This is a genomic window from Pseudomonas putida (assembly GCF_003228315.1).
Taxonomy (GTDB): Bacteria; Pseudomonadota; Gammaproteobacteria; order Pseudomonadales; family Pseudomonadaceae; genus Aquipseudomonas; species Aquipseudomonas putida_S.
In genome coordinates, this window is record NZ_CP029693.1 from 612,852 (window position 1) to 639,040 (window position 26,189).

The 26,189-nt window shown below is 61.9% G+C and carries 21 protein-coding genes and 2 pseudogenes; 13 read left to right on the top strand and 10 right to left on the bottom strand.

What is annotated here, in order from left to right; genetic code table 11:
• Positions 1 to 20: 20 nt before the first annotated feature.
• The 4 genes from DKY63_RS02790 (at position 21) to DKY63_RS02805 (ending at position 3,375) form a co-directional block, all read left to right on the top strand.
• On the top strand, positions 21 to 803 hold the full coding sequence (locus DKY63_RS02790; protein WP_110962715.1) for a transporter substrate-binding domain-containing protein: 783 nt from the start codon (positions 21 to 23) through the stop codon (positions 801 to 803).
• Between the two features lie 119 nt (positions 804 to 922).
• Positions 923 to 1,636, top strand: coding sequence for an ABC transporter permease (locus tag DKY63_RS02795; RefSeq protein WP_110962716.1), 714 nt, complete (start codon positions 923 to 925; stop codon positions 1,634 to 1,636).
• Between the two features lie 36 nt (positions 1,637 to 1,672).
• Positions 1,673 to 2,371 carry an ABC transporter permease subunit gene (locus DKY63_RS02800; protein WP_110962717.1) on the top strand — a complete coding sequence of 233 codons (699 nt, stop codon included), beginning with the start codon at positions 1,673 to 1,675 and terminating at the stop codon, positions 2,369 to 2,371.
• Positions 2,371 to 3,375, top strand: a complete 1,005-nt coding sequence (locus DKY63_RS02805) for a DMT family transporter (RefSeq protein ID WP_110962718.1) — start codon at positions 2,371 to 2,373, stop codon at positions 3,373 to 3,375. Before DKY63_RS02800 ends, DKY63_RS02805 begins: the two co-directional genes overlap by 1 nt.
• Here DKY63_RS02805 and DKY63_RS32530 read toward each other — a convergent pair.
• Positions 3,331 to 3,894: pseudogene (locus DKY63_RS32530) on the bottom strand (TetR/AcrR family transcriptional regulator); the annotation flags it as partial. The gene DKY63_RS02805 and the pseudogene DKY63_RS32530 overlap by 45 nt on opposite strands.
• A gap of 84 nt (positions 3,895 to 3,978) precedes the next feature.
• Here DKY63_RS32530 and DKY63_RS02815 point away from each other — a divergent pair.
• Entirely contained in the window at positions 3,979 to 4,995 is a 1,017-nt protein-coding gene (locus tag DKY63_RS02815; protein WP_110962720.1) for a succinylglutamate desuccinylase/aspartoacylase domain-containing protein, read from the top strand.
• A gap of 105 nt (positions 4,996 to 5,100) precedes the next feature.
• Positions 5,101 to 5,724 carry an NIPSNAP family protein gene (locus DKY63_RS02820; protein WP_110962721.1) on the top strand — a complete coding sequence of 208 codons (624 nt, stop codon included), beginning with the start codon at positions 5,101 to 5,103 and terminating at the stop codon, positions 5,722 to 5,724.
• A gap of 93 nt (positions 5,725 to 5,817) precedes the next feature.
• On the opposite strand, the gene DKY63_RS02825 is transcribed toward DKY63_RS02820, so the two are convergent.
• Positions 5,818 to 6,762 carry a LysR substrate-binding domain-containing protein gene (locus DKY63_RS02825; RefSeq protein WP_110962722.1) on the bottom strand — a complete coding sequence of 315 codons (945 nt, stop codon included), beginning with the start codon at positions 6,760 to 6,762 and terminating at the stop codon, positions 5,818 to 5,820.
• Positions 6,763 to 6,883: 121 nt separating this feature from the next.
• On the opposite strand from DKY63_RS02825, the gene DKY63_RS02830 reads away from it, so the two are divergent.
• Positions 6,884 to 7,888: an aldo/keto reductase gene (locus DKY63_RS02830; protein ID WP_110962723.1), complete on the top strand. Its 1,005-nt coding sequence runs from the start codon at positions 6,884 to 6,886 to the stop codon at positions 7,886 to 7,888.
• 97 nt (positions 7,889 to 7,985) lie between these two features.
• On the opposite strand, the pseudogene DKY63_RS02840 reads toward DKY63_RS02830, so the two are convergent.
• Positions 7,986 to 9,407, bottom strand: a pseudogene (locus tag DKY63_RS02840) (aldehyde dehydrogenase family protein).
• Between the two features lie 103 nt (positions 9,408 to 9,510).
• Here DKY63_RS02840 and DKY63_RS02845 point away from each other — a divergent pair.
• Positions 9,511 to 10,404, top strand: a complete 894-nt coding sequence (locus tag DKY63_RS02845) for a LysR family transcriptional regulator (protein ID WP_110962724.1) — start codon at positions 9,511 to 9,513, stop codon at positions 10,402 to 10,404.
• 159 nt (positions 10,405 to 10,563) lie between these two features.
• Positions 10,564 to 12,615 (top strand): pyridoxamine 5'-phosphate oxidase family protein, encoded by a 2,052-nt coding sequence (locus tag DKY63_RS02850; RefSeq protein ID WP_110962725.1) that lies wholly within the window; start codon positions 10,564 to 10,566, stop codon positions 12,613 to 12,615.
• A gap of 147 nt (positions 12,616 to 12,762) precedes the next feature.
• On the opposite strand, the gene DKY63_RS02855 is transcribed toward DKY63_RS02850, so the two are convergent.
• Complete coding sequence (locus DKY63_RS02855; RefSeq protein WP_110962726.1) at positions 12,763 to 14,406, bottom strand: acetolactate synthase large subunit; 1,644 nt, start codon at positions 14,404 to 14,406, stop codon at positions 12,763 to 12,765.
• Positions 14,407 to 14,705: 299 nt separating this feature from the next.
• On the opposite strand from DKY63_RS02855, the gene DKY63_RS02860 reads away from it, so the two are divergent.
• From DKY63_RS02860 to DKY63_RS02875, 3 genes are all read left to right on the top strand, one after another.
• A complete protein-coding gene (locus tag DKY63_RS02860; RefSeq protein ID WP_110962727.1) occupies positions 14,706 to 16,151 on the top strand; it encodes a mechanosensitive ion channel family protein in 1,446 nt (481 codons plus the stop codon).
• Between the two features lie 84 nt (positions 16,152 to 16,235).
• The gene (locus DKY63_RS02865; protein ID WP_110962728.1) at positions 16,236 to 17,084 is read left to right on the top strand and encodes an SDR family NAD(P)-dependent oxidoreductase; all 849 of its coding nucleotides are present in this window, start codon (positions 16,236 to 16,238) and stop codon (positions 17,082 to 17,084) included.
• 243 nt (positions 17,085 to 17,327) lie between these two features.
• The gene (locus DKY63_RS02875) at positions 17,328 to 20,216 is read left to right on the top strand and encodes an EAL domain-containing protein (RefSeq protein ID WP_110962729.1); all 2,889 of its coding nucleotides are present in this window, start codon (positions 17,328 to 17,330) and stop codon (positions 20,214 to 20,216) included.
• 185 nt (positions 20,217 to 20,401) lie between these two features.
• Here the strand turns inward: DKY63_RS02875 and DKY63_RS02880 are convergent, their stop codons facing one another.
• Both DKY63_RS02880 and DKY63_RS02885 read right to left on the bottom strand, forming a co-directional pair.
• Entirely contained in the window at positions 20,402 to 21,322 is a 921-nt protein-coding gene (locus tag DKY63_RS02880) for a DUF2950 domain-containing protein (RefSeq protein WP_110967824.1), read from the bottom strand.
• A 26-nt stretch (positions 21,323 to 21,348) separates the two neighbouring features.
• Complete coding sequence (locus DKY63_RS02885; protein ID WP_110962730.1) at positions 21,349 to 22,941, bottom strand: DUF3300 domain-containing protein; 1,593 nt, start codon at positions 22,939 to 22,941, stop codon at positions 21,349 to 21,351.
• On the opposite strand from DKY63_RS02885, the gene DKY63_RS32075 reads away from it, so the two are divergent.
• Positions 22,934 to 23,320: a hypothetical protein gene (locus DKY63_RS32075; RefSeq protein WP_162634830.1), complete on the top strand. Its 387-nt coding sequence runs from the start codon at positions 22,934 to 22,936 to the stop codon at positions 23,318 to 23,320. The genes DKY63_RS02885 and DKY63_RS32075 overlap by 8 nt on opposite strands.
• A gap of 36 nt (positions 23,321 to 23,356) precedes the next feature.
• Here the strand turns inward: DKY63_RS32075 and DKY63_RS02895 are convergent, their stop codons facing one another.
• From DKY63_RS02895 to arcC, 4 genes are all read right to left on the bottom strand, one after another.
• Positions 23,357 to 24,028 carry a MarC family NAAT transporter gene (locus DKY63_RS02895; RefSeq protein ID WP_110962732.1) on the bottom strand — a complete coding sequence of 224 codons (672 nt, stop codon included), beginning with the start codon at positions 24,026 to 24,028 and terminating at the stop codon, positions 23,357 to 23,359.
• A gap of 37 nt (positions 24,029 to 24,065) precedes the next feature.
• The gene (locus DKY63_RS02900) at positions 24,066 to 24,644 is read right to left on the bottom strand and encodes a hypothetical protein (RefSeq protein ID WP_110962733.1); all 579 of its coding nucleotides are present in this window, start codon (positions 24,642 to 24,644) and stop codon (positions 24,066 to 24,068) included.
• 57 nt (positions 24,645 to 24,701) lie between these two features.
• Positions 24,702 to 25,064 (bottom strand): DUF5064 family protein, encoded by a 363-nt coding sequence (locus DKY63_RS02905; protein WP_110962734.1) that lies wholly within the window; start codon positions 25,062 to 25,064, stop codon positions 24,702 to 24,704.
• Between the two features lie 63 nt (positions 25,065 to 25,127).
• On the bottom strand, positions 25,128 to 26,057 hold the full coding sequence (gene arcC, locus DKY63_RS02910; RefSeq protein ID WP_110962735.1) for a carbamate kinase: 930 nt from the start codon (positions 26,055 to 26,057) through the stop codon (positions 25,128 to 25,130).
• Positions 26,058 to 26,189: the final 132 nt, after the last annotated feature.

A 26,189-nucleotide genomic window follows, 5' to 3' on the forward strand; every position in this document is an offset into this window, starting at 1 on the left:
CAAAAGACGGGGCAACAACCATGGGAAATCGACGTTTGGCAACCTGGATCACCGGCGTGGCGGCAGTGATGCTGGCCGGTATGAGTGCAGCGCAAGCCCAGCCGATCCGCTTCGCGGTCGCGGCCGAACCCTATCCGCCGTACACCGAGAAACAGGCCAACGGTGAGTGGAAAGGCTTTGAAGTGGACCTGATCCACAAGCTGTGCAGCGAAATGAAAGCCGAGTGCGAGATCAAGGAAGTGGCGTGGGACGGGATCATTCCGTCGTTGCTGGCGAAAAAGATCGACGTGATTTTCTCCTCGATGTCGGTGACCGAGGAGCGTGAAAAACAGATCGCCTTCAGCAAGGCCTACTACGACTCGGCGGTTGCGGTGGTTGCGCCGAAGGGCACCACCCTCAGCAAATTCCCGGATGACCTGAAGGGCAAGACCATTGGTGTTCAGAACTCGACGGTAAGCGCCAGCTACCTGAAGGCCTACGGCGAAAAAATTGCCGATGTGAAGTATTACGACACCCAGGATTCGGTCAACGCGGACCTGATTGCCGGCCGCATCGACATGCAAATGGCTGATGGCACTGCCATGGCCGCCTTCGTCAAGACGCCGGATGCCAAGGACCTGGCGTATATCACCAACGTGCCGTACGACCCTCTGTTCGGCAAGGGCGTGGGCGCCGGCATTCGCAAGGAAGACACCGCACTCAAGGCCAAGCTCGACAAGGCCATCACCGAACTGCTGGCCAGCAAAGACTACGACGACCTGTCCCAGAGCTACTTCGGTATCAACGTGAAACCGGCGTTCTAAACACAAACAAAGATCCCTGTAGGAGCAAGGCTTGCCCGCGATGGCGTTCTCGTGGGCCCCATCGCGGGCAAGCCTTGCTCCCACAGGGGGACGGGTTGAATTGAAGGTCGGAGACTGAAATGCCAACAATGTTCGAGATGATCGGTTTCAGCGAACAGGGATGGGGCACTGCGTTGCTCAAGGGTCTGGCGATGACCCTGCAGATATCGGCCGGGGCTTTTGTGGTCGGCTTGATCGTCGGACTGATCCTGGCCTGCCTCAAACTCAGCGCGCCCAAACCGATTGCGGCTCTGGCCCGGGGCTACACCACACTGTTTCGCGCCGTGCCCGAACTGTTGATGATCCTGCTGCTGTTCTACGTCGGTTCCATGCTGTTGAACCGGTTGATGGAGTCGATGGGCTATGACGCGGTCAACGTCAGCGGACCACTGGCGGCGATCCTCGTGCTGGGGCTGGTGCAGGGCGCCTATGCCTCGGAGATCTTCCGCGCGGCGATCCAGGCCATTCCCTTTGGCCAGATCGAAGCGGGCAAAGCCTTCGGCCTGCACGGCTTCGGCCTGTTCCGGCGGGTCACGCTGCCGATCATGGCGCCGTATGCGATGGCGGGGATGGCCAACCTGTGGATCAACCTGATCAAGGACAGCGCGCTGATCAGCGTGGTCGGCACCAACGAGCTGCTGTACACCGCCAAGCAGGCCGCGGGGTCGACGCGTCAATACCTGCTGTTCTACCTCACGGCGGCGGCGCTGTATTACGCGGTGACGCTGGCATCCAACTACTTGTCGGGACGGCTGGAGCGACGCATTCGTCGCTGGATGCCTGTTGTTGACTGAATTGAACCGGCCGAATGCACAGCTGAGAGAACAAAAATGATTCCAGCGTGGATAGTTGAATACGCGTCGCTGCTGGTGCGAGGGCTGCAAACGACCATCGCCATCCTGCTGATTTCCAGCGTGTTGGGGTTCGTCATGGCGATCCTCGTGGCACTGGCGCGGATTTCCAAAAACAAGCTGATCGCCAAGGTCAGCCTGCTCTTCACCAGCGTGACGCGCGGTACGCCGCTGCTGATCCAGATCTACATCTTCTACTACGGCCTGGGCAGTCTCTTTGCGCAGTTTCCGTTGATACGCGGCAGTTTCCTCTGGCCTTACATGCGCGACGGCTACTGGTACATCGTCTTCGCCCTGGTGGTGTCGGTGGGGGCTTACGTCGGCGAAGTGATTCGCGGTGGCCTGCTGGCGGTGCCCAAGGGTGAAATGGAAGCCGCTTCGGCCTTCGGCATGACCCCACGCCAGTCGCTGTTGCGGGTGCGTTTGCCCCGGGCGCTGCGCCTGCTGTTGCCGACCCTGGCCGGGGAGACGGTGATGTTGCTCAAGTCCACGGCACTGGCTTCGACCATCGCGGTCATCGACCTGCTGGGCGCGGCCAACGTGGTGCGGGCGCAGACCCTGCAAGTGTACGAGCCACTGCTGCTGGTGGCCGGGGTCTACGTGTGCCTGACCTTCCTGATCGAGGCGCTGTTTGCCTTTGCCGAACGCCGGGGCACCCCGGTGCGCAGGTCCGCCTGATGAACCAGCCACGGGTTGACCGCTCCCTGCAAGGCATTGGCCTGTGCGTGTTCGGCTACGCCTTTTTGTCCTTGCAGGACGCGGGCATCAAGTGGCTGGTGGACGGCTATTCGGTGTTCACCATTCTGTTCTGGCGTGCCGTGGTGGTGGCGGGCGCCTGTTTGCTGGCCGGGCGCACCGCGCTGGTCCAGCGGGCGTGGCGCTCCCCCAGCCGGCGCTTGCTGGTGGTGCGCGGCCTGCTGTCGATTGCCGCCTGGCTGCTGTATTACACGGCGGCCCGGGACCTGACCCTGGCGGAAATGACCACCCTCTATTTCTCGGCGCCGATCATGGTCACGGTGCTGGCGACGACGATTCTCAAGGAGCAGGTCAACCGCTGGCAGTGGTTCGCGTTGATTCTCGGCTTTATCGGCGTGGTGATTGCCTGTCGTCCCAACAACATGGCCGATCCGGTGCCGATTGTCCTGACGCTGCTGGCGGCGGTGTTCTGGGCCTTTACCTACATCCAGCTGCGCCAGGTGGATGACCAGACCTCGGTGCTGGAGCAGATGCTGATTACCAATGTGGTGTTCGTGATCTGCATGGCCGTGGCGTTGCCCTGGACCCACACCCCGACGCCGCTGCCGGCCTGGCTGGGCATGCTCGCCGCTGGCTTGATGGGGGGAGCGGGGCAGTTCTTGCTGTTCGCCAGTTTCCAGCGTGCCACGGCGACGGTGCTGGCGCCGTTCGAATACACCGGGCTGATCTGGGCGTTCCTGCTGTCGAGCGTGGTGTGGGGCACGCTGATGGATGTGTCGCTGATGATCGGTGCCGGGCTGATTGCGGTCAGTGGCACCCTGGCGATGATTTTCGGACGGCACGCCTCACAGGACGTCGTCGGTGTCGAATGCTCCGTTTCGCAGTCCCTTTATCCAGCAGCGACAGATGTGCAGCCCGTTGGCCGGGCTGAAGGTCTCGGCGTTGAGGCTCCACTCGATCCAGAGGCCGTCGAGCATCGCCGATAGGCCGATGGCGGCCAGGCGCGTGTCGTGGATCTTGAAACCCTCGCTGGTGGCCAGGTCATCGAGCAACTGGCACAGCAGGTCGATGTAGGCGCCGTAGCTTTTTTCGTGGGACTGGCTGACGTGTTCGGAGTGGCGGATCAGGCTCCAGAACACCACCCAGGCTCCGAGCAATTGCGGGTCCATGACCCGGGGTGAAAAAGACCCGACAAGGAACGCATCCATCTTTTGCGCCGGGGTGCCGGCCTGCTCGATTTCATGGCGCAGAGCGGTGGTCAGCTCGATGGCGAGCTTCTGGTAGGTGTCGGCGATCAGCGCGTCGATGCTGCCGAAATGATGATTGAGCAGGCCTACCGACACACCGGCTTCGGTGGCGATGCGGCGCACGGAAAGGCCGGCGTGACCGTCGCGCACCAGGCAGCGCAAGGCCGCGGCCACCAGTGATTCACGGCGTTCATCGGCTTCGGCGCGGCGGTTTTTCGGTGGGGTGGTGGTCACGGGGAATTCCTGATGATCGCTCATGTTGGCGAGCTTAGTTGAACACCCGTTCAATCACCAGTCTCGTTCACGACGACGCTTTTGACACACAGACAGGAGGGCAATGGCATGGCGCAGGATGTCTCGTTCAACGTTCACAACAATAACGGCGATGCGGTTCAGGTCGGTGCCTGGCGTTACACCGGCAGCGGCAACGGGCCGACCGTGCATCTGCAGGCGGGAGTGCATGCCGATGAAATCGCCGGGATGCTGGTGCTGCACCTGCTGATGCAACGCCTGCAGGTGGCCGAGCAGCAAGGGCGGATCAAGGGCAGTGTCACCGTGGTGCCCCAGGCCAATCCGCTGGGTATCGGTCAGTTTCGCCAGGGCCGGATTCTGGGCCGTCACCACGACGCCACCGGGCACAACTTCAACCGTGGCTTCGACCAGTCGGCCGCCAAGGCGCAACCTTCGACCGTCGTCGAACACTGGCAAAAGCAATTGGTGCAACTGGCCGCGACCGCCGATGTGATGCTCGATTTGCATACCGATGACGAGGCACTGCCTTACCTCTACGTGCACCGCAGCTTCTGGCCCCGTGGCCGCGATCTGGCGGTGGCGATGAAGATGGACGTGGCGATCATCTGGGATGAGGGCGGGGACGGCTCCTTCGAGGAAACCATCATTGCCCCGTGGCTGCGTGAAGGCAGCGCCGACCGACACATGGCCGCGACCCTGGAGTTGCGCGGGCAGGGCGACGTCAATGATCGTTTCGCCGAGCAGGATGCCGAAGGCCTCTATGCGTGGCTGTGCGGCTACGGGGTGATTGATGATTCGCCGGCGCCCGCGGACTGGCCTGTGGAGGCGGTTGAAATGGGTCACATGGAAACCATCCTGGCGCCGCAGCCCGGAGTGCTGATCTTCGAGAGGGAATTGGGCGATCTTGTAGAAGAAGGCCAGCGCTTCGCACGAATCCTGCGCCGCCCCGGCGATCCGTCTTCGGAAGTGGTGCTCCATGCCGAACAGACCGGGCGCCTGGTCACGCGCTACCGGGATCGCCTGATCGGCCAGGGCATGGGCGTGGCGAAGTTTACCGGTACCCGGCAGTCGCGAAACTGGAGTGGTGGGTTGCTGGACCCGAACTAGGGCAGGGCGCTAAAGAAATCACTTAGGCGCAGGGTGATCGCTCGAATACCGCCGCGCAACCCGTTGCCATAGGCTGCCGGCTATCTAAATTGGCCGGAGTACGCCATGCGGTTATTCGAGTTGATCACCTTCACGGTAAAGGTTCGTACTGTCGCGCAAGCGCTGGCGCGGATTGAAACGGCACTGGCCGAGCCCGAGGTTGGCGGCACCCTGATGGGTTGCTGGGCCTCGGAAATCGGCCAGTTGAACCAGATTGCCCTGTTGCGCGGCTTTGCCGACGAAGGCGCGCGGCAAGCGGAGCGGGAGCGCTTTTTGCTCGATGGCCGTGCTTTTGGTATCAACGAATTCATCACCGATCTGCGGATCGAAAACTACAGCCTGTTTCCGTTCCTCAAGCCTCTGAGTCCCGGTAAGCACGGGCCCTGTTACGAACTGCGGGTCTACGACCTGATCAGCGCCGGCCTGCAACCGACCCTCGATGGCTGGGCCAAGGCGATCGAGGCGCGCACCGCCGAACAGTATTCACCGGTGTACGCCGCGTTTTATGCCACCGACGGCGCCTTGCCGCGTTACCTGCACATCTGGCCCTGGGCCAACCTGGAGCAGCGCCTGCAAGTACGCACCCAGGCGGTGGCGGATGGCGTGTGGCCTCCGGAAAATTCCGGCCCGCAGCTGCGCGACATGCGTTCGTCGATCTACCTGCCTGCGGCGTTTTCGCCATTGGCGTAACTCATCTTCCGTGTGTTGATCGTTCCCACGCTCTGCGTGGGAACGATCAAAAGCCCGCGTCATCGTTGACGACCATCGCGAGCATGCTCGCTCCTACAGGGGGGCGAGTGTGCTGGCGATGGTTTGTGGTGGGGCAACAAAAGGCGCCGGCTCCGGGCCGGTGAGAATCACCCGGAAAGTCTCCACCAGCGGCCGCAGGGTGACCCGGTGCCAGGCCACCCACAGCGGCATGGTGAAGGTCAGCCAGGGCAGTTCGCGGAACACCACTCCTGGATGGGCTGCCTGATTCAGGCTTTTCTGGGTCATGGCCACACCCAGTCCGGCCGCCACCAGCCCCAGGGCGGTGTAGGGTTCGGCAGCCTCCAGGCGGATCTGCGGGGTGAACCCTGCGCGGATGCACGCCGCGACGAAATCGGCGTGGTGATTCTCGCCCTGACTGTACTTCACACCGATCCAGTCCAGATCCTGCACGTGCGTCGGCAACAGGCGCTCGGTGCCCGCCAGCGGGTGATTGGCCGGCAATGCCAGCAGCATCGGGTCTTCCAGCAGCTGGAAATGCGTCAGCTCCGGGTCATCGTTACCCGGTGGCTCGCTGACCAGTGCCACATCCAGGCTGCGCTGGCGCAAGCCTTCGAGCTGATCCGCCGAGCTCAAGTGGTGCAGGGCAATGTGTACGCCGGGACGTATCTCGCGCACTTCCCGCAGGGCCGCCGGCAGCACATTGGCGTGCATGGCGTTTTCGATATAGCCGATACACAGCCCGCCTTCCTCACCGCGACCCAGGCGCTTGCCCAGCGACTCCAGGCGATTGGCGTGGGTGAGCAGGGCGCGGGCTTCGGTGAGGAAGGTCCGTCCGTCGGTGGTCAGGCGGATACGCTGCTGGCTGCGCTCGAACAGCACCAGGCCGAGGCGCTCTTCAAGCTGGGCGATCTGCCGACTCAAGGGTGACTGGGAAATGTGCAACCGTTCGGCGGCGCGGCCCACATGTTCCTCTTCGGCGGTGACGATGAAATAGCGCAGCTGGCGTAGATCGATCATGGTGATGCTCGCGAGGTCTCAAGTGTGGCTTATTGTGTCTTGGACGGTCTGTGTTGCGCAATCTAGGATCTGCTCAACGGTCGCCACCGGCGATCACTCGACAGATCCAGAGGATTGAAAAATGAGCTTGAAAGACAAATTGCCAGGCGTGTTGGGTTTCGGTACCGCTCCACTGGGCAACATGTTCCGCGACATTCCTGAAACCGAGGCGCTGGCCACCGTTGATGCGGCCTGGGACGCCGGGGTGCGTTACTTCGACACTGCACCGTTCTACGGTGCCGGTCTTTCGGAGATCCGCCTGGGCAACGCGCTGCAAAAATACAAGCGCGACGACTACGTGCTGAGCACCAAGGTCGGTCGGGTGATCCTCGACGAGCTGGACAACAGCGCCCGTGACCTGGGTGAAAAAAGCGGTGTGTTCGAACACGGGTTGCGTAACAAGATCGTCAACGACTACAGCGCTGACGCGACTGAGCGCTCCATCGAAGACAGCCTCAAGCGCCTGAAGACCGATCGACTGGACATCGTCTGGATCCACGACATCGCCCAGGACTTCTATGGCGACCAGTGGCTGCAATACTTCGAACAGGCCCGCACCGGTGCCTTCAAGGTCCTGGACCGTCTGCGCGACGAGGGCGTGATCAAGGCCTGGGGCCTGGGCGTCAACCGCGTCGAGCCGATCGAGCTGACCCTGGATCTGGAAGAAGCCCGTCCTGATGGCATGCTGCTCGCCGGTCGCTACACCTTGCTCGACCACGAACGTGCGCTGCAACGCGTGATGGCCCAGGCCAAGTCGCAGAACGTCGAGATCGTGGTGGGCGGCCCGTACAGCTCAGGGATCCTGGCCGGTGGCGCGCACTTCGAATACCAGAAGGCCAGCCCGCAGATCATCCAGAAGGTCGAGCACATCAAGCGCATTGCAAAGGCCCATGGCGTCGATATCAAGGCCGCCGCGCTGCAATTCTCCCTGGCCAACCCGGCGGTGGCCGCGGTGATTCCAGGCGCCAGCCGTCCGGAGCGAATCGCCGAAGACGTGGCCGCGCTCAAGGCGGTGATCCCGGCGGCATTCTGGGCTGAACTGCGCAGCGCCGGGCTGATCGCGGCCAACGCGCCGGTCCCGGCATAACGACGCGTCCCCTGTAGGAGCGAGCCTGCTCGCGATGGCGGCCGGACAGTCGACAATGATGTTGACTGCCAAGACCTCATCGCGAGCAGGCTCGCTCCTACAGGGGCATTACGACAGTCTTGGCCTCCAGAAACGACTCCAGCCCGGCCACCCCGAACTCCCGGCCAATCCGCGATTGCTTAACCCCGCCAAACGGCGCCAATAACTCCGGGTTGATCCGATTGATCATCACGGTGCCTGCTTCCAGCCGCGAAGCGATGTGGCTGGCACGTTGCAGATTGCTCGAGAACACATAGGCGTACAGCCCATACTCCGTGCCATTGGCGATCTCGATGGCCTGTTCTTCGCTGTCATAGGTCATGATCGACAGCACCGGCCCGAAAATCTCTTCTCGGGCAATGTCCATGTCCTCGCTGACATCGGCGAAAACCGTGGGCCTTGCGAAATACCCCTGTTCCAGCCCGGCCGGGCGGCCCTCACCACCGACAATCAACCTGGCGCCCTGGGCCATACCGCGCTGAATGTAATGCTGAACGCGTTGGTATTGGGCGAGGCTGGCCAGCGGTCCGATGGTGGTCTGCGGATCATTGGGATCACCGACGCGCAAGGTGGCGGCAAACTCTTGCACGGCGCCGATGACCTCATCCAGGCGCATTCGCGGCACCAGCAGCCGTGTGCCGGCAATGCACGCCTGGCCGTTGTTCATGAAGGCGGCATTCATCGCCAGTGCAATGGCGGTGGACAGGTCCGCATCATCCAGCACGATCGACGCCGACTTGCCGCTCAGGGCCAGGCTCACGCGTTTCATGCTTTGCACGCCGGCGCGGGCGATCAGCTTGCCGGTGGCCGTAGAGCCGGTGAAGGAAATCCTGGCGATGTCGGGATGGGTGCTCAATTCATCTCCGACATCCTGGCCCCGTCCCAACAGCATGTTGAAGATGCCGTCCGGCAAGCCCGCGCTATGCAGCGCCTGGGCGATGACCCGGGACTGCAAGGGGCTCAGCTCACTGGGTTTGATCACCGAGGTACAACCGGCGGCGATGGCCGAGGCCAGCTTGCTGCAAATCGTCCCGGCCACGCTGTTCCAGGGCGCGATCAATGCCGCGACACCCACCGGCTACATCACGACCTGCGCCGTACCGACTGTGCGAATCAGCGGGTAGTCCTCCAGTGTTTGCACCGCATTGGCAAAACACTGGGAGGCATACTGGCTGACCCATTGGGTACGGGCGAACACGCCGCCGTACTCCTCGATGGCCGAATCGCGGATCTGCCCGGCACTGCTCAATACGGCAGTCTGAAGTTGCCTGAGCATCTCGATGCGTTCGGTCTTGCTGGTCCGGGCGAAGGTGCGTTGTGCGCGGCGGGCGGCGTGGATTGCCAACCGTGCGTCATCGCGGTTGGCCAGGGTGGCCGTACCTATCACGGCTTCGGTCGCCGGATTGATGATCTGTATGACTTCCGTGCCCCGTACCGGCACGAACTTGCCGTCGATGTATGCCTCGCTGATGTCCCACATGATTCGCCCCGGATCGTCGTACTGATGAGGGGCCAATCTATCGATTTGTCATCGTGCCGATAATCCGTTCAAATGCGGATGAATTATCAAGGTAATCGGGACAATGTATAAATCCGGCCTGATCGAACTGGAAGTGGTGCTGGCCGTCGCCCGGCGGCGGGGTTTCCGTGCAGCGGCCACCGACCTGGACATGTCCACCACGGCGGTCAGCAATGCCGTCGCTGGCCTGGAAGCGCGGTTGGGTACGCGGCTGTTTCATCGGACCACCCGCAGCGTCTCCCTTACGGAGGCCGGGCAACGCTTCGTCGAGCAGATAGAACCTGCCGTCGCCCATATCCAGCACGCGATGCAAAACCTGCACGCAGATCAGTCCGTTCTTACAGGCACGTTGCGCATCAACAGTTCGCTGGGTGCGGCGCTCATGGTTTTCCAACCGATCCTGCTCAAGTTCCTGCGGCGCCATCCGGGCATGACGGTGGATATCACCACCGAAGGAAAGAGTGTCGACATCATCGCCGAAGGCTTCGACGCGGGGCTGCGCCAGGGGACGCGGGTGCCACGGGACATGATCCGCGTGCCCATCACCCGGGACATTCCGATGGCCGTGGTGGGCTCGCCCGGCTATTTTTCCTCGCATCCCCGGCCGCTGATTCCCGAAGACCTGCTCAATCACGCCTGCATACGGGCACGTCTTCCTGGCGGTGTGGCATCGCCCTGGTCGTTCATTCGTGAAAATCAACCCTTTACGGTCGAGGTGCAGGGGCCCTTGGTGCTGGACACGCCTTTGCTGATGGTCGAAGCGGCCCGGCAGGGTGCAGGCCTGGCACAGTTGCCAGAGTTTTATGTTCAGGACGAGCTGGCTGAAGGACGTCTGGTGAAGGTCCTGGAGCCTTGGACGCCTGCCGCTGCGGGCCTCTCGCTGTACTACTCCGGCCATCGCCACATACCCGCCGCCTTGCGGGCACTGATCGAGCTGATCCACGAACAAGGCAGCTGACTTCATTGCCGGCGGCGCCATGGATCGCACATTGCGCAGCGGTCATTTCAGTTTCTGAAATAGTGGATTGCAATCCGTGCGGATTCTGCTGCGGGGACTTCGGGAGGAAGATAGCGCTCACGTTGTAACTCCCCAGTCACTGGCGCAAGGAGACACCCGATGGATGACGTCACGAAAGCGCAACCCTCGCCCTGGCATGAAGGCGAGTTGACCTTGCAGCGTTCAGTCGGCGCGGTGGAGATGATGGTCGGTGTCGGCCAGCGACAGATGTCGCGCACGTGGATGCCGGACCAGCATCGCGAGTTCTATGCGCAACTTCCCTTTGTGATACTCGGTGCCGTGGATCGCCAGGGCGATGTGTGGGCCACGATCCGTACGGGGCAACCCGGTTTCATGCATTCCCCCGAGCCGGAACGCCTGCACATCCAACTCGAGCCCCAGCCCAATGACCCGGCGCAAGCGGGCATGCAGGAGGGCGATGCGATCGGCATGCTGGGTATCGAACTGCATACCCGTCGGCGCAATCGCATGAATGGCAACGTGCTGCACCAACTGGACAACGGCATCGAGATTGCCGTGACCCAGGCCTATGGCAATTGCCCGCGCTACATCAATCTTCGCCAGTACGAATTCGTTGACCAGATCGAAGACGTCGCGCGTGAGTTGACCGCGACCGATCCGCTGGTACGGCGCCTGACCACAACGGCCGATTCCTTTTATGTCGCGACTTACGTCGAGCGCGATGGCCAGAACCAGGTCGATGCTTCCCATCGCGGTGGCAAGCCGGGTTTTGTGCGCATCGAGGAAGACGGCGCGCTGACCATTCCGGATTTCTCCGGCAACCTGTTTTTCAACACCCTGGGCAACATCCTGCTCAATCCCCGCGCCGGGTTGCTGTTCATCGACTTCCAGAACGGTGATCTGCTGCAAATGAGCGGGACCGCCGAGGTGCTGCTGGACGATCCGGAAATTGCTGCGTTCCAGGGCGCCGAGCGGCTGTGGCGCTTCAGGCCGCAACGCATTGTTCACCGCCAGGCGGCGATCCCGTTGCGCTGGGTGGACAAGCCTGAAGGGGATTCGCCCAACTCAATGATGACCGGCAGCTGGGAGCAGGCCGCGGAGCGTTTGCAGGCCGAAGCCCTGCGTACCCACTGGCGCGCGTTGCGGGTGGCACGCATCGTCGATGAAAGCCGCAGCATTCGCTCGTTCTATCTGGAGCCCGGCGATGGCGTCGGCCTGTCCGGGTTCGAGCCGGGGCAACATCTGCCCATACGCATTCAGCTGGAAGGGCAAAAGGCTCCGTCGATTCGCACCTACAGCGTTTCCAGCGCACCTTCGGATCAATTCCTGCGGATCAGCGTCAAGCGTGACGGTCTGGTGTCATCGCATCTGCATGAGCGGGTTCAGGTCGGCGACTGGATCGAAGGGCGGGCGCCGCAAGGGCATTTCACCGTAAACGCCTCCGAACGCCGTCCCCTGGTGCTGCTCGCGGCGGGCGTTGGCGTGACGCCGCTGTTGTCGATGCTGCGGGAGGTGGTGTACGAGGGCAAACGCGTCAATCGCATGCGCCCGACCTGGGTGGTGCAAAGCAGTCGCTCGGTGGACGACCTGGCCTTTCGCAAGGAAGTCGACGAGCTGGTGGCGCTGGCCGGGGACAAGGTCAAGGTGCTGCGGGTGGTCAGCCAACCACCTCTCGATGGCGGCGGCGACGGCTATGACGTGGCAGGGCGGATCGATGTCGAGCTGCTCAAGACCCTGCTGCCGCTCAATGACTACGACTTCTACCTGTGCGGGCCGGGGAGTTTTACCCAGGCGCTGTACGACGGCCTGCGCAAAATACGCATTCCCGACGACCGCATTCACGCGGAGACCTTCGGCCCGTCCACGCTGGTCCGTGACGCCGAAGTCAGCGTGCCGGCGGCGCAGCAGGTGCCGGTGTCGACTGAATCGGTGAAGGTGCTGTTTTCCACCTCAGGCAAGGAAGCACGCTGGGAACCTGGCACCGGGACACTGCTGGAACTGGCGGAAGCCCGAGGACTGAGCCCGGAATTCAGCTGTCGCGGCGGCTCCTGCGGCACCTGCAAAACCCGCATGAGCAGCGGTCAGGTGCATTACCTGAACACCCCGGAACCGGGACTGGCCGCTGATGAGGTGCTGATCTGCTGCGCCGTGCCGGCGCAGGGCAGCGAGCCGTTGGTGCTGGATATCTGAATCAGGTGTATACGAAACCCTGTAGGAGCGAGCCTGCTCGCGATGGTGGCCAACGATAACGCTGAGAGCCTGACACCCCGTGGCGCTCTCGGCCCCATCGCGAGCAGGCTCGCTCCTACAGTTGTTGATTGATGCTGTGCAGGCGAACTACACCAACGCACTTCTGCGCTTGAGCTCGCTGTTGAGAATGAAGTCATTCTCCGAATAGTCCACCGGGCAGTCGATCAGGTGCACCCCCGGTTCACCAATGCAGCGTTCCAGCAGCGGCAGGAAACCTTCGGCGCTGTCCACCCGATGGCCCTTGGCGCCATAGGCTTCGGCGTATTTGACGAAGTCCGGGTTGCCGTAGTCCAGGCCGAAATCGGTGAAGCCCATGTTCGCCTGCTTCCAGCGGATCATGCCGTAGCCGTCGTCACGCAGAATGATCACCGTCAGGTTCATCTTCAGGCGTACGGCGGTTTCCATTTCCTGGCTGTTCATCATGAAACCGCCATCACCACACACCGCGACCACCGGGCGATCGGGGTAGACCAGGTTCGCCGCCATCGCCGAGGGCAGGCCTGCGCCCATGGTCGCCAGGGCGTTGTCCAGCAGCACGGTGTTGGGTTTGTGCGCCTTGTAGTTGCGGGCGAACCAGATTTTGTAGATGCCGTTGTCCAGCGCCACGATGCCATCGGAGGGCAGGGCGCGACGCACGTCGGCGACGAAGCGCTGCGGGTAGATCGGGAAGCGGTTGTCGTCCGCGCCTTCGATGACCTGCGCTTCGTTGGCCTCGCGGATCGCCATCAGGCGGCTGAAGTCCCAGTGCGGCTGGACTTGCAGCGCTTCACCGATCTGCCACACCGCGTTGGCGATGTCGCCCACCACTTCGATCTGCGGGAAATACACCGGGTCGACTTCCGCCGAACGGAAGTTGATGTGGATCACTTCAGTGCCGCCACGCACCATGAAGAACGGCGGCTTCTCGATCACGTCGTGACCGATGTTGACGATCAGGTCGGCCGCTTCGACCGCGCGATGCACGAAGTCACCGGCGGAGAGGGCGGCATTGCCGAGAAAGCGCGGGTGGCGCTCATCCACCACGCCCTTGCCCATTTGCGTGGTGACAAACGGAATGCCGGTGTTGTCGATCAGTTGCTTGAGCACCTTGCAGGTCATCTTGCGGTTGGCGCCGGCACCGATCACCAGGATCGGGCTGCGGGCGGCCTTGAGTTTTTCCACCGCGCCCTGGATGGACTTGTGCTCGGCCAGCGGGCGACGGACCAGGCTGGGCGGGATCGGCATGCTTTCGGTCTGTTCGGCGGCGATGTCCTCAGGCAGCTCCAGGTGCACGGCGCCGGGCTTTTCCTCCAGAGACAGGCGGAAGGCTTCGCGAACGCGGGACGGAATGTTGTCGGCGGAGGCCAGTTGATGGGTGTACTTGGTCAGCGGCTGCATCATGCCGACCACATCGAGGATCTGGAAGCGGCCCTGCTTGGACTTCTTGATCGGCTTTTGCCCGGTGATCATCAGCATCGGCATGCCACCCAGATAGGCGTAGGCACCGGCGGTGACCAGGTTGGTCGCGCCGGGGCCCAGGGTCGACAGGCTGACGCCGGTCTTGCCCGTCAGCCTGCCGTAAGTGGCGGCCATGAAACCGGCGGACTGTTCGTGGCGGGTCAGCACGAGCCTGATCGGGGATTTGCGCAGGGATTCCAGCAGGTCAAGGTTCTCTTCGCCGGGAATTCCGAACACGAACTCCACGCCTTCGTTTTCCAGACATTGCACAACGACATCGGCAGCCTTGGCCATTTTGTTTAGTACCTCGGGTTGGGGAGTCGGGCAGTGGGCCGGGGAAAGGCCGGCAGAACCCACTGGTAAACCTGATGACAAACACCGTCTTCGATACCGCAGCGCCCAGTATCGCCTCATTGCCATTAGGCGCATTACCGTTGGTCTGGCCGAGGCGTTCGCAGGCACGCTTGAATCGGGCGACAAGGACGGGGCGGCGGGCGCTGGCTATCCTTCAAGGTCAGATATTCCGAGGGTTTCTCTGGCTTGATTTTGACGTCAGCCGGCGGTTGGTCATTGCGCCGCGCTGGAGGTGCTCGATGCTTTCCATGCTCACTGAAAGCCCGTTGATCGGCGCCCTGGTGTTGATCCTGATCGATACGGTGATGTGGCGTGTGATCAGTTCCAGGCGGCACAACTGGAAGGTGCTGACGCGGTTGATCATTTTCGTTCTGTACAGCTTGCTACTGTTCAACGAAGGCCTGAGCCCGCTGGAACCGGTGCCCGCTGGCGATAACGTGCCGTTGCAGATGGCGGCGACGGTTCTGGAGATCGGTTGGTGGCTGTTCGGCGCGCGCACCCTGACAGTGATCATCGGCGCGGTGATGATGCAGCGTGTCGGCCATACCGGGCGTTTGATCCAGGACTTGCTCGGCGCCGGTTTGTTCCTGATTGCGGTTATCGCCGCCCTGGCGTACGTGCTCAATCTGCCGGTCAAGGGCGTGCTGGCGACGTCCGGTGCCCTGGCGATCATTGTCGGCCTGGCCCTGCAAAGTACCCTCAGCGATGTGTTTTCCGGGATCGTCCTCAACACCACTAAGCCCTATCAGATCGATGACTGGATCGCCATCGACGGTACCGAAGGCCGGGTCACCGACATCGACTGGCGTGCCACCTTCCTGCAAACCTCCCAGGGCAGCATGATCGTCATCCCCAACTCGATGGCGGCCAAGGCCAAGATCACCAACTTCAGTCGCCCCAGCGACATGTTCGGGGTTTCCATCAGTTTGCTGATCAGTCCCCATGTGCGTCCCAACCGGGTGTTCGATGCCCTGGAGCGGGCGGCTCAGGGCTGTCGCATTCTGCTGACCAAACCCGCGCCCAAGGTCACGATCAAGAGCACCGGCAGCGGCGGCGTGGAATATGAAGTCAGCGGTTTCGTGATTTCCATGGATCAGAAGCGCGCCGTGCGCAATCAGTTGTTCGATCTGGCGTACCGGCATTTGCTGGCGGCCGGCATCAATTGGCTGTCGACGGTGGAAACCACCGAACCGGTGCGCCATTCACGGGCACGGGCGTTGCTCGACCACTCCAGCATCTTTTCCACGACCTTGAGTGATGAAGAGAAGGACAAGGTCAGCCAGAACATGACCCGGCAAGCCTTCCAGCCGGGGGAAATGATCCTGCCGGGCGGGGAGATCAGCGAGATCCTCTACATCATCGAGTCCGGCGTGGTGACGGTGGCCCTGAGCCGTGGAGGCGTCAAGTTCGAAGCCGGACGCATGGGGCCGGGGGAGGTGATCGGCGAAGCCGGGATTGTCTCGGGCAAGGCACTGCCGGCGGATTTCGCCGCCCTGACGTTCTGCTATCTATACCGGATCGAAAAAGAATACTTCCGGCCCTGCGTGGAAGCCCGCCATGACATCAGCGAGGCAATGAAGGCGTTGATGGACTTCCGCCTGCAAATCTCCCAGACATTGCTGCAGGAGGAACCGAAGGCTATCGAGAAAAAAGGCTTCCTGCAGTGGCTGCGCAACCGGGTGTGATGGCTCTGGATTCGAACCCTTGGGCGCATCCGGCTGTCTGGAATAAACAACGATCGAAATCCCTTTTGAACGAGGAGTCCGACCATGTCCCATCCCGTGCTCAAGCCCGGCGCCGTGGCCGTCATCACCGGAGGTGCCGCCGGCATCGGGCTGGCCGCCGCCAAGCGCTTCGCCGCCCTCGGCATGCGCGTGTGCATTGCCGATCTGGGGGCGCAAAAACTGCTGGATGCCGCCGAGCAGATTGCCCAACTGACCCGTGCCGGTGCCGAAGATGTATTGGCCATCGAGGCTGATGTCAGTCGCGACGCCGACTTGGGCAACTTGCGCAAAGCGGTGTTGGAGCGTTTTGGCGCAGTTGACCTGCTGATGAGCAATGCCGGGATCCAGCCGCCGACCACGGCGCTCGACAGCGCCAACTGGCAGCAGATGATCGAGGTCAATCTGTGGGGCGTCATTCGCAGCACACAGACGTTCGTTCCGGGAATGGTCGAGCAGGGGCGGTCGGGGCTGGTGATCATCACCGGCTCAAAGCAGGGCATCACCACGCCTCCCGGCAACCCGGCCTACAACGTGTCCAAGGCCGGGGTGAAAGTGTTCAGCGAGTCCCTGCAACATCAGTTGCGCAACACCCCGGGTTGCGCCATCAACGCCCATTTGCTGATCCCGGGCTTTGTCTTCACCGAACTCGCGGCCGGAGGGCGCAAGGACAAACCGGCCGGGGCCTGGACCTCGGAGCAGACCGTCGACTTCATGCTGGAGCGTCTGCAGGCCGGCGATTTCTACATCCTCTGCCCGGACAATGATGTGCCCCGGGCACTGGATGAACGCCGAATCTTGTGGGCCGCGGGCGATATCGTGGAAAACCGCCCGCCGCTGTCACGCTGGCATGCCGATTACGGCGGCGCGTTCGAAGCGTTCGTTAAACGCCGATGAACCGCGTCCCACTGTAGGAGCGAGCCTGCTCGCGATGGACGTAAACGAAAACGCTGGCTGCCTGAATGAACGCGTCGCCCGGAGGTTTTTCGCGAGCAGGCTCGCTCCTACAGGGAATACGTCTTCCCGCCAGAAATAAAATGATTGAAAAAAGATCTCATAAGCTATAAAGGAGGAGGGACACCGGCACTTTGCTAGCAATTAGAAAAAGAGTACCGCCAGTTTCTGGCTCATGGAGCGCTGATGAGTTTTCGTCAATTGACCGGTTCGCCGCGGCAATCGAACGACTGCGACCTGGTCGCATCTCAACTGATAGGGAATTCGGAGACTGCCGCGGTGGCATACGCCGGCAACGACGACATGATCGAACAGCTGCTCGATTCCGCGCGGAACTGGCCCCATACCACGGCATGGGCCGTTTATCGCGCCGGCGAGCAAATGTATCTGGTCGGGCAGGGCGATCCACAGGGGCAATGGCCCGCCAGCGTTTCCAATGAAGAATTCGACGCCTTTTGCCGCACCCGGCGCTTGCAACGCTGGCCGACCGGCAAAGGCGAAAGTGTGCTCGGCTGGCTGCTGGCGCCGCTCGACAATGACGCGCAGCCGGCGCTGGCCGAGTTTGCCCAGCGCCTGGGCATTCAGGTGCAGACCAACACCCTGGCCCGCGCACAGATCACCCAGCGTGTGCTGTATGAAATTACCTATCTGGCCAGTTCGACCCGCGACCGTTCAGTGTTCCTGGTCGGTGTGCATCAGTTGCTGGCCAGCCTGATCGACGCCGAGAACTTCTACCTCGCGCTCTACGACCCGCATACCCACAAGATCGACTACCCGTATTACGTCGACAAAATCGACGTCGATGCCCTGGAGTCCTCGAACTACGAATACCTCGATCCCAAGCGCCTGTCGTTGACCGGCCAGGTGCTGACGTCCGGCCAGCCGCTGCTGATCGATTCGGCCGGGATTCTGGCGGCGCAGGCCGAAGGCCGCTTCTATTGCGTGGGTGATCGTCCCGAGTTCTGGATGGGCGCGCCGTTGAAAAATGCTTCCGATGAAGTGTTTGGCATGCTCGCCATGCAGGTCTACGAGGTGTCTCGCACCTACAGCGCCGAAGACCGTGCGCTGTTTCTGGTGGTGGCCCGCCACGTAGCCATGGCCCTGGACCGGATTCTGCACCGCGAGGACCTGGAGCAGACGGTGATGCGGCGCACCCTGGAGTTGTCGGCGGTCAACGACGCCCTGCGCCAGGAAGTGGCCGAGCGCGAGCGTGCCGAGCACCTGCAGAGCGCGTTGTTCCAGATTGCCGAGCTGTCGAGCCAGCCAGGGGACATGACCGAGTTTTTCCAGACCCTGCATGGCATCGTCGGAGATCTGCTGTTCGCACAGAACTTCTATATCGCGATGTTCGACGACGCCACCGGCGAGGTGACCTTTCCCTATTACGTCGATGAGCGGCAGACCGTCTGCCCGACGGCGCGTCGTGGGCGCAGGGGCCTGACCGAGTACGTGATCCGCCAGCGCCGACCCTGTCTGGTTGACTACGATGAGGCTGATCGACTGAATGCCCAGGGTGAAATCGAAATCGACGAGGCGGTGCGGGCCTATTCCTGGCTCGGCATTCCGCTGTTCGATGGCGATGGGGTGCGCGGCGTCCTGGCGGTGCAGAGTTATACCTCGCAGGTGAGCTACAGCCAGCGTGACCAGGAACTGCTGACCTTCGTGTCACGGCATATCGATACGGCGTTGTCGCGCCGTACTGCCGCCGAAGCGATCCATGCCGCCAATCTCAAACTCGAAGCCCGGGTGCAGAACCGGACTCGCGAGCTGGACCATGCCAACGCCAAGTTGCAACACGAAAACTCCCACGATGCCCTGACCGGGCTGGCCAACCGTACGTACCTGCAACAGCGCCTCAACCTCGCCTGGTCGCACTTCGAAAGCGACGGCGGGCAACTGGCGGTGATGTTCATCGACCTGGATCGCTTCAAAATGGTCAACGACAGTTTCGGCCACCATTTCGGTGACCTGCTGTTGATGCACGCCGCCCATCGCTTGCGCAGTTGCCTGCGGGAAACCGACATGCTGGCCCGCCTGGGGGGCGATGAATTTTCAGTGTTGGCGCCCGAGGCTCCGATGGAGACGCTGATCGAAATCGGCGAACGGATCCTCGCGGCGTTCGACCTGCCGTTTTTCATCAATGGCCATCAGGTGTTTTCCTCCTGCAGCATCGGCATCGTCAGCGCCGACAGTCAGTTCCACAACGAGCCGGCAGACTTGCTGCGCGATGCCGATGCAGCGATGTACCGGGTCAAGAGCGCCGGGCGCGACAGTTATGCGGTGTTCAACCAGGAAGTGCGCCGCGAGGTGAACGATCAGGTCGAGCGGGAAGGGGCCTTGCGCAATGCGCTCAAGCGCACTGACGAGCTGCTGCCGTATTTCCAGCCGATCGTCAGTGTCGAAACCGGTGAACTGTTGGCCCTTGAAGCCTTGATCCGCTGGCATCAGCCGGGCGGTCGGGTGATTGCGCCGGGCGAGTTTTTGCCGGACGTCGAAGGCCTGCGCCTGATCGGTCGACTGGACCTGTACATGCTCACCCGCATCGCGGTGATCCTCGCCCAGCCCGAGCACGCCAACTGGCCGGCGGTGCACGTCAATTGCTCCAGCTACAGCATGGCTCGCCCGGAATTCGCCGGGGAGGTGCTGGCGCTGTTGGCGCGGCACGGGGTCGAGCCGTCGCGGATCTGCCTGGAATTGACCGAAGGCGCGCTGGTGGCCGAGCCCGCCATTGCCCGCCTGACCATGCAGCAGTTGGCCGACAACGGCATGTCGGTGGTGCTCGATGACTTCGGCGCGGGCTTCTCATCCCTGAGCTATGTGCACCAATACCGCTTCAGCGGCTTGAAGATCGACAAGTCGTTCATCCTCGAACTGACCAGCAGCCCGCGCAGTCGCGCCATCGTGCGGGCCATCGTGCGCATGGCCGAATCGCTGGACCTCAGTGTGGTGGCCGAAGGGGTCGAGAATGAAGAGACCCTGAACCTGCTGCGCGACATGGGCGCGGGGCAGGCCCAGGGTTACTACTTTGCCAAGCCGATGAGCCTGGAGGCGTTGCTGGCCAGCTCACTCCTGTGAACTGTAGGAGCGAGCATGCTCGCGATGGGCGTCAACGATAACGATGGGCACCTGATGCCCCTCGGTGTTCCTGACTCCATCGCGAGCAGGCTCGCTCCTACATGGGGCGGTGGGGTGCCAGGTGTCCCGCGTTATCGTTGGCGTCCATCGCGAGCAGGCTCGCTCCTACACAGGGCGGTGGGGTGTCAGGGGACCTGCGTCAGGGACGTCGGTTGGTCCGGGGCCTGGTCGGTCGGCACTTCCTTCCAGCTGTCATCCGGGTCGAACAGCTTCATCGACAACGCCACTTTTTCACCGTTGGGCCCCAGGTCTTTCTCGAACACCTGCCCGTCATGGCTGATCATGAAACTCATGACCCCGGTGTCATCGTATTTCGCCGGCCAGGCGATCAGCGCGAAGCCACGGCTCATCTTGTCGCCGATCAGGTAGCTGTAGGCGCCACCCGGTGCCGACGGGCCTTGTCCCTTGAGGATGCGGAAGTGGTAGCCATGCCAGTCTTCCAGGGTCGAGGCGTTGCCGAACAACGGGCCCAACGGACTGATCTGGCCGCTGTCGTCGTCCGCCCAATAGAGACCGTCATGTTCGCCGGGCGTGCTGAAGATTTTCTGCGCGTATTCCAGCGCACCGTCGCCGTCATGGTCCTGGGTCGCATATTCCATCTGGGCGTCGTGATAGGTCAGCACCGACTGCACCGTCGAGAGTTCGTTGCGGCCGATCCGGCGGGCACGGATTTCAACGGCGCCGGCCTTCATGTCGAAGCGCCAGCCGTTCTTGTCCTTGACCATCGGTATGGGCATCGTCCAGTTGTCAGGGCCGACCGCGAGGATGGCCTTGCGATCACTGGGTTTCTCGATCTGGTGTTGCTCGTGGTACTGCTTCAAAAACGCGTCCACATCCTCGCGCTGCACACCTTCACGGGGAACCACGTTGCGCCAGTCCTCGCCCAGCAACTCGGTCAGGCGCGCCTGATCGGCGTGCTCGGTACCCAGCGCCTTGACGAACGCTTCGGCGGCCTTTTCCGGAGTAGAGAACGCTTCCTGCGCCGTCGCGACGGCCGACCACAAAAGGCTTGCGGTGAGCGCCAGGGCAGGCGCCAGCAGGTTCATGAATACTTTGACTCGACGTGGATTGTTCACCGGCGACCTCCCCCCCTTCCCGAACGCATTGGCGCAGACGGCCTGCTGACCTGGTGACCGCCTCCGCGCATGCCGCTTGGGCGCTGGGCGGAAGCCTGGCTGGCCCGACCGCGCAGAGCTTGTGCATTGGATTGAGACGGTGAGCGCGCACCGGCGAAGGCATTGTTACGCGCACTGCCGGGGCTGGCGGCCGGTCGTTTCTGAAAGTTCTGACGCGCCTGAGTGGAGTCCTGCCTGCGTTGATTCACTTGAGCGTCCTGTCTCCTGGGCTGTTGGTTATCGCGAACGTGCCTCTCGCCACCCTGGTTTCTATTGGCTATCTGGTTTCTGTCGCCACCCTGGTTTCTGTTGGCGATCTGATTCCTGTCCAGGCCCTGGCCCCTGTCCGCCGTCCGGGGTCTGTCTGTGCCGCCTTGCAAGCGGTTGCGGTCGCCCATCCCGGACTGCGCCTGCCGCGCCTGTTGACGGGCCTCGCGGTTGGTAGTGGCGGGTCGTTCGAAACCACTGCGGTCCATGGCACCGCGGGCCTTTTCACGGGCCTGGGCGCGCTGGGCGTTGTCGCCGCGAAAGGCCTGGCGCTGCTCGGCACCGTTGAGTTGGCGGCCGAATTGCTGACGGCTGCGGTTGTCGCGGTAGGGCACGCCATCGCGGTGCGCGGCGTTGTGCTGCCAGCGGTTACTGTTGATCTGGTTGTTGCGGTTGATGTTGTTGTAGCGATTGACGTCGATGTCGACGTCGTTGTTACCCCAATCGCAGTCACCCCACAATGAGCCGATGATCGCAACGCCCGTGCCGAACGCCAGCCCGGCCATCAAGGCCTGCCCGGGGTAATAGGCCGGTGGCGGCGGATAATAGACGGGAGGCGAGGCCGGGTAGGCCCAGGTGCCGTAGGTGGTGGTCGGGTTGTAGGTGGGCACGTACACCACCTGTGGATCGGCCGGCTGGATAACGATGGTGGAAGAGCTGCTGGCCGGCGCGGGGGCCGGGGCTGAAGACGAGGATGTACTGGATTCGGGAGCCGGTGCTGCCGGCGTTATGTTCTGCACCGTGACGTTCTGGTACTGGTTGCTCTGCAGGTTGCCCGCGGCCTGGGCCTGACGCCGCAAGCGCTGGACGCTGGCCATCACATCGTCGGGCTGGGCCAGGAAGGCATCACCCAGGCGCTGCACCCAGACCGGGTCCTGACCCAGGGTCGCCAGCACCTGCGGAAAGGCGACCAGCGACTGGACACTCGGGTCCCAGGGCTGATTCGCCACCTTCTTGACGGCGTCATCGCCCGTGGCTTTCGGATTGGCCTTGGACCAGGTGACGGCTTCGGCGACTTCCCCGGGATAGGTGCTGGCCATCAACAGTTGGGCCAGCAGCGGATCCGGATAAAGCGCAATGGGCGCCGTCATCTGATCGAGCTGCTCCTGGTTGAACACCGGGTCTTTGGCCTGCGCCGCAGCGGGTGCCGCGTCGGTTGCGGCAGGGGTAGATGCCGGTACCGGGGCAGGGGCGGCGGGTGCCGTATCCCCGGCCTGCGCCAGGCAGGTAACACCATTCATCAACACTACGACCGACAACGCGTAGAACAATGGAATGCGCATCGTGCTCTCCATATCTTTCGATCAATTTCCACAGTTCGGTGCACAACCCGAATGCCCACCTTCAGTACTTGATATCCCTGGCTTTTTGACGGCCTTCACGCCGGGTCTCTCGTTTATCCTGCCGGCATTTCGGGTTGCTCTTGGCGTCGGCCGCTCGACAATCCTGATTGGTCTGGCGCGCATCCTGACGGGTTTCCTGCCGGGTATCGCGCGCGGCGCGGCGCTTTTCGGAGCGATCGGTGGCGGCCCAGGTTGCACCGTTCACCAACAGCAGAAAAATCATCGCCAGCCAAACCGGCATCCTTGGCATTTTCATGATTCGATCTCCCATGAACCCGGTATTTCAGTACAGCTGATTTTCCGATTGTCTGCCGGGTAAACACCGGCCATTCATCCCTATTGCACAGCAATGGATCTATTGCGGGCGCAGCAAATGAGCATTGTGGTCGATGAGGGTTTGCAGGATTTCCACCGAGCCATTGATGGCGAACTGAGCGCCCATGCACACCAGCAAAAAGCCCATCAGGCGCGAAATGGCTTCAATGCCCGACTGGCCCATGATTTTCATGATGAAACCGGAGCAACGCAGGCATATCCAGAGAATCAGCGCCGTCAGGAGAAAGATCAGCGGCGGGGCCACCAACAACACCCAGGGCGGGAAAAACGTATTGTTTTTGATGGTGGCGGCCGAGCTGATGATCATCGCAATGGTGCCGGGCCCGGCCGTACTGGGCATGGCCAGCGGGATAAAGGCAAACGTCGGCTCTTCGGCTGCGCTACCGGGGACGGAGGGTTGAGGTGGCGGCGGAAACAGCATCTTCAGGCCCATGATCACCAGAATCCCGCCTCCGGCCATGCGCAGGCCCGGTATTGAAATATTGAAGGCATCCATGACAAGCGCACCGATGTAGTAGGTGACCGCCATGATCAGAAAGACATAAAACGACGTCAGGAAAGCCTGGGTGTCCTTTTCCTTTTGACTCAGCCCCTTGCTCAGGGCGAGAAACAGCGCAACGGTGGTGGGAGGGTTGGTCAACGGCAGCAGTGCCAGCAACCCGAGCCCGATAGCATTGAACAGATCTGTCATATCGAGCCCGGGTCCTCTTTTTCAGGTCATGCGTTCTCTAGCGTGATGTCTGGACCTGCAGCACTTCGGTATAAACGGCGTCCACCGTCTGGCCCACCTTGAGTTTTTTCATGCGTTCCTGAAGTTGTGGATCCTCGACTTTCACGACCTTGAGCTTGCCCTCAGGCGGCATCAGCGTGACTTCGTGGGTTTTCAGGTCGACCTTGGTGATCTTCGAGGTGACCTTGACCTGGCGCACCGCTTCGCCGCCCGGGTTGGGGTTGTCCTTGGTCGAGCGCACGGTCATCGCTTCTTTGCTGACACTCGGCGCGCCGCCGACTTCGGTGTCCAGCACATACGCGACCGAGCGAATCACCTGGATATCGACTTTGTCGCCGACTTTGAGGTTGTGCAGGTTTTTCGCCTGGTCAGTGAGTTGCAGGGGGACCGGTTGTTTGTCGGGACCTTCGATGGTGACCTGATAGTTCGCCGGATCGACGGCCAGTACCTGCGACACGATATGCCCTTCAATGGCGCGACTGCCCAGCGGGATGTCGGCGGCGTGGGCCGTGAGGCAGGCAGTTGAGAACAGTGAGGCGAGGGCTACGGCAGATGCAAGGGAACGGATGGGTTTCATAAGCCTGCTTTTCCATGTGTAGGTTAGACCGCACGAATCCAGCTAAAGGCCCTGCAATTACTCGAAGTGCTCGATGTTGACCGTATCGCCTGACTTCATATTCAGCTGCGCGCGGATATCTTCGAACATCAGGTCATAGTGTTTGTGCATTGAGCCGATGTTGCTCATCGACTTGGGAATGCCGTACTTCTCGGCGATTTGCGTCACGTTCCTGGCGAAGTTGTAGGCCTCCTCCTTGGGCAGGAAAAACTTTTCGTCCATGTCCTTGCCCTGGATGCTGCCGTGCATACGAAACAGCATGCCTTTGCCTTGCTTGGGGTCCTGATTGATCTCGTAATTGAGGTGGATGTTGTAGCTGACATCTTTGTCGTTCAGCGCATGGCGCTCGATGTGCAGGTGACCTGGCTCGAACATGGCCATTTTCTTTTCCCCTTTGGATTGCCGTGTTCCGGGGCAGGGGATGAGCCTGCCCAGAACTTGGTTTTATCGGTAACTGATACCCGGTGTCGCAGTGCTCACGCGGGTGCCAGCCTTGCCTTGAACGATCGCTTCGATGTCCGACAGCGAACCGATCACGGCGACTCTTCCAGTATGGCGGGCGAATTCGCTGGCTGCCTGAACTTTGGGGCCCATGGAACCGGCGGCGAAGCCAAGGCGTTCGAGTTCGTCGGGGTGAGCCTGGGCGATGGCTTTCTGGGTCGGCTTGCCGTAGTCGATGAAGGCGGCGTTGACGTCAGTGGCGATCACCAGCAGATCGGCTTCCAGCTGTTCGGCCAAAAGCGCCGAGCACAGGTCCTTGTCGATCACCGCTTCCACGCCTTCGAGCTTGCCGGGCGAGGTGTACATGGTTGGAATACCGCCACCGCCGGCGCAGATCACAATGCTGCTTTTTTCCAGCAACCACTTGATCGGGCGGATCTCGAAAATGCGCTTGGGTTTGGGGCTGGCCACCACGCGGCGATATTTATCGCCATCGGGGGCAATCGCCCAGCCTTTTTCGGCGGCGAGTTTTTCAGCATCGGCCTTGGAATACACCGGGCCGATGGGTTTGGTCGGGTTCTTGAACGCCGGGTCGTTGGCATCGACTTCGACCTGGGTCAGCAAGGTGGCGAAGGGCACTTCGAAGTCCAGCAGGTTGCCCAGTTCCTGTTCGATGATGTAGCCGATCATGCCTTCGGTTTCGGCACCGAGCACGTCCAGCGGGTAAGGGGTTACCGAAGTGTAGGCCGCCGCTTGCAGCGACAGCAGGCCGACTTGAGGGCCATTGCCGTGGGCGATGACCAGTTGGTTGCCGGGATGGATCTTGGCGATCTGTTCGGTGGCGATCCGGATGTTGGCGCGCTGGTTGTCAGCGGTCATCGGTTCACCCCGGCGAAGCAGGGCGTTACCGCCCAGAGCAACGACGATACGCATGATGCAAGTCCTTTCAGAGTTCGGTGATCCTGTGGGAGCAAGGCTTGCCCGCGATGGCCGTTACGCGATCAGTCAGATCAACCTCGTCGTTCATCGCGGGCAAGCCTTGCTCCTACAGGTTTTTGTGGCGGC

Bases quoted from the DNA above. Each gene is read 5' to 3' on its own strand.
- DKY63_RS02860 (WP_110962727.1), top strand. From the start codon at position 14,706: ATGCTTTCCATGCTCACTGAAAGCCCGTTGATCGGCGCCCTGGTGTTG.
- DKY63_RS02865 (WP_110962728.1), top strand. From the start codon at position 16,236: ATGTCCCATCCCGTGCTCAAGCCCGGCGCCGTGGCCGTCATCACCGGA.
- DKY63_RS02895 (WP_110962732.1), bottom strand. From the start codon at position 24,028: ATGACAGATCTGTTCAATGCTATCGGGCTCGGGTTGCTGGCACTGCTG.
- DKY63_RS02850 (WP_110962725.1), top strand. From the start codon at position 10,564: ATGGATGACGTCACGAAAGCGCAACCCTCGCCCTGGCATGAAGGCGAG.
- DKY63_RS02855 (WP_110962726.1), bottom strand. From the start codon at position 14,406: ATGGCCAAGGCTGCCGATGTCGTTGTGCAATGTCTGGAAAACGAAGGC.
- DKY63_RS02900 (WP_110962733.1), bottom strand. From the start codon at position 24,644: ATGAAACCCATCCGTTCCCTTGCATCTGCCGTAGCCCTCGCCTCACTG.
- DKY63_RS02800 (WP_110962717.1), top strand. From the start codon at position 1,673: ATGATTCCAGCGTGGATAGTTGAATACGCGTCGCTGCTGGTGCGAGGG.
- DKY63_RS02795 (WP_110962716.1), top strand. From the start codon at position 923: ATGCCAACAATGTTCGAGATGATCGGTTTCAGCGAACAGGGATGGGGC.
- DKY63_RS02875 (WP_110962729.1), top strand. From the start codon at position 17,328: ATGAGTTTTCGTCAATTGACCGGTTCGCCGCGGCAATCGAACGACTGC.
- DKY63_RS02880 (WP_110967824.1), bottom strand. From the start codon at position 21,322: ATGAACCTGCTGGCGCCTGCCCTGGCGCTCACCGCAAGCCTTTTGTGG.
- DKY63_RS02805 (WP_110962718.1), top strand. From the start codon at position 2,371: ATGAACCAGCCACGGGTTGACCGCTCCCTGCAAGGCATTGGCCTGTGC.
- DKY63_RS02845 (WP_110962724.1), top strand. From the start codon at position 9,511: ATGTATAAATCCGGCCTGATCGAACTGGAAGTGGTGCTGGCCGTCGCC.
- DKY63_RS02820 (WP_110962721.1), top strand. From the start codon at position 5,101: ATGCGGTTATTCGAGTTGATCACCTTCACGGTAAAGGTTCGTACTGTC.
- DKY63_RS02790 (WP_110962715.1), top strand. From the start codon at position 21: ATGGGAAATCGACGTTTGGCAACCTGGATCACCGGCGTGGCGGCAGTG.
- DKY63_RS02825 (WP_110962722.1), bottom strand. From the start codon at position 6,762: ATGATCGATCTACGCCAGCTGCGCTATTTCATCGTCACCGCCGAAGAG.
- DKY63_RS32075 (WP_162634830.1), top strand. From the start codon at position 22,934: ATGCGCATCGTGCTCTCCATATCTTTCGATCAATTTCCACAGTTCGGT.
- DKY63_RS02905 (WP_110962734.1), bottom strand. From the start codon at position 25,064: ATGGCCATGTTCGAGCCAGGTCACCTGCACATCGAGCGCCATGCGCTG.
- DKY63_RS02830 (WP_110962723.1), top strand. From the start codon at position 6,884: ATGAGCTTGAAAGACAAATTGCCAGGCGTGTTGGGTTTCGGTACCGCT.
- DKY63_RS02885 (WP_110962730.1), bottom strand. From the start codon at position 22,941: ATGCGCATTCCATTGTTCTACGCGTTGTCGGTCGTAGTGTTGATGAAT.
- DKY63_RS02815 (WP_110962720.1), top strand. From the start codon at position 3,979: ATGGCGCAGGATGTCTCGTTCAACGTTCACAACAATAACGGCGATGCG.
- arcC (WP_110962735.1), bottom strand. From the start codon at position 26,057: ATGCGTATCGTCGTTGCTCTGGGCGGTAACGCCCTGCTTCGCCGGGGT.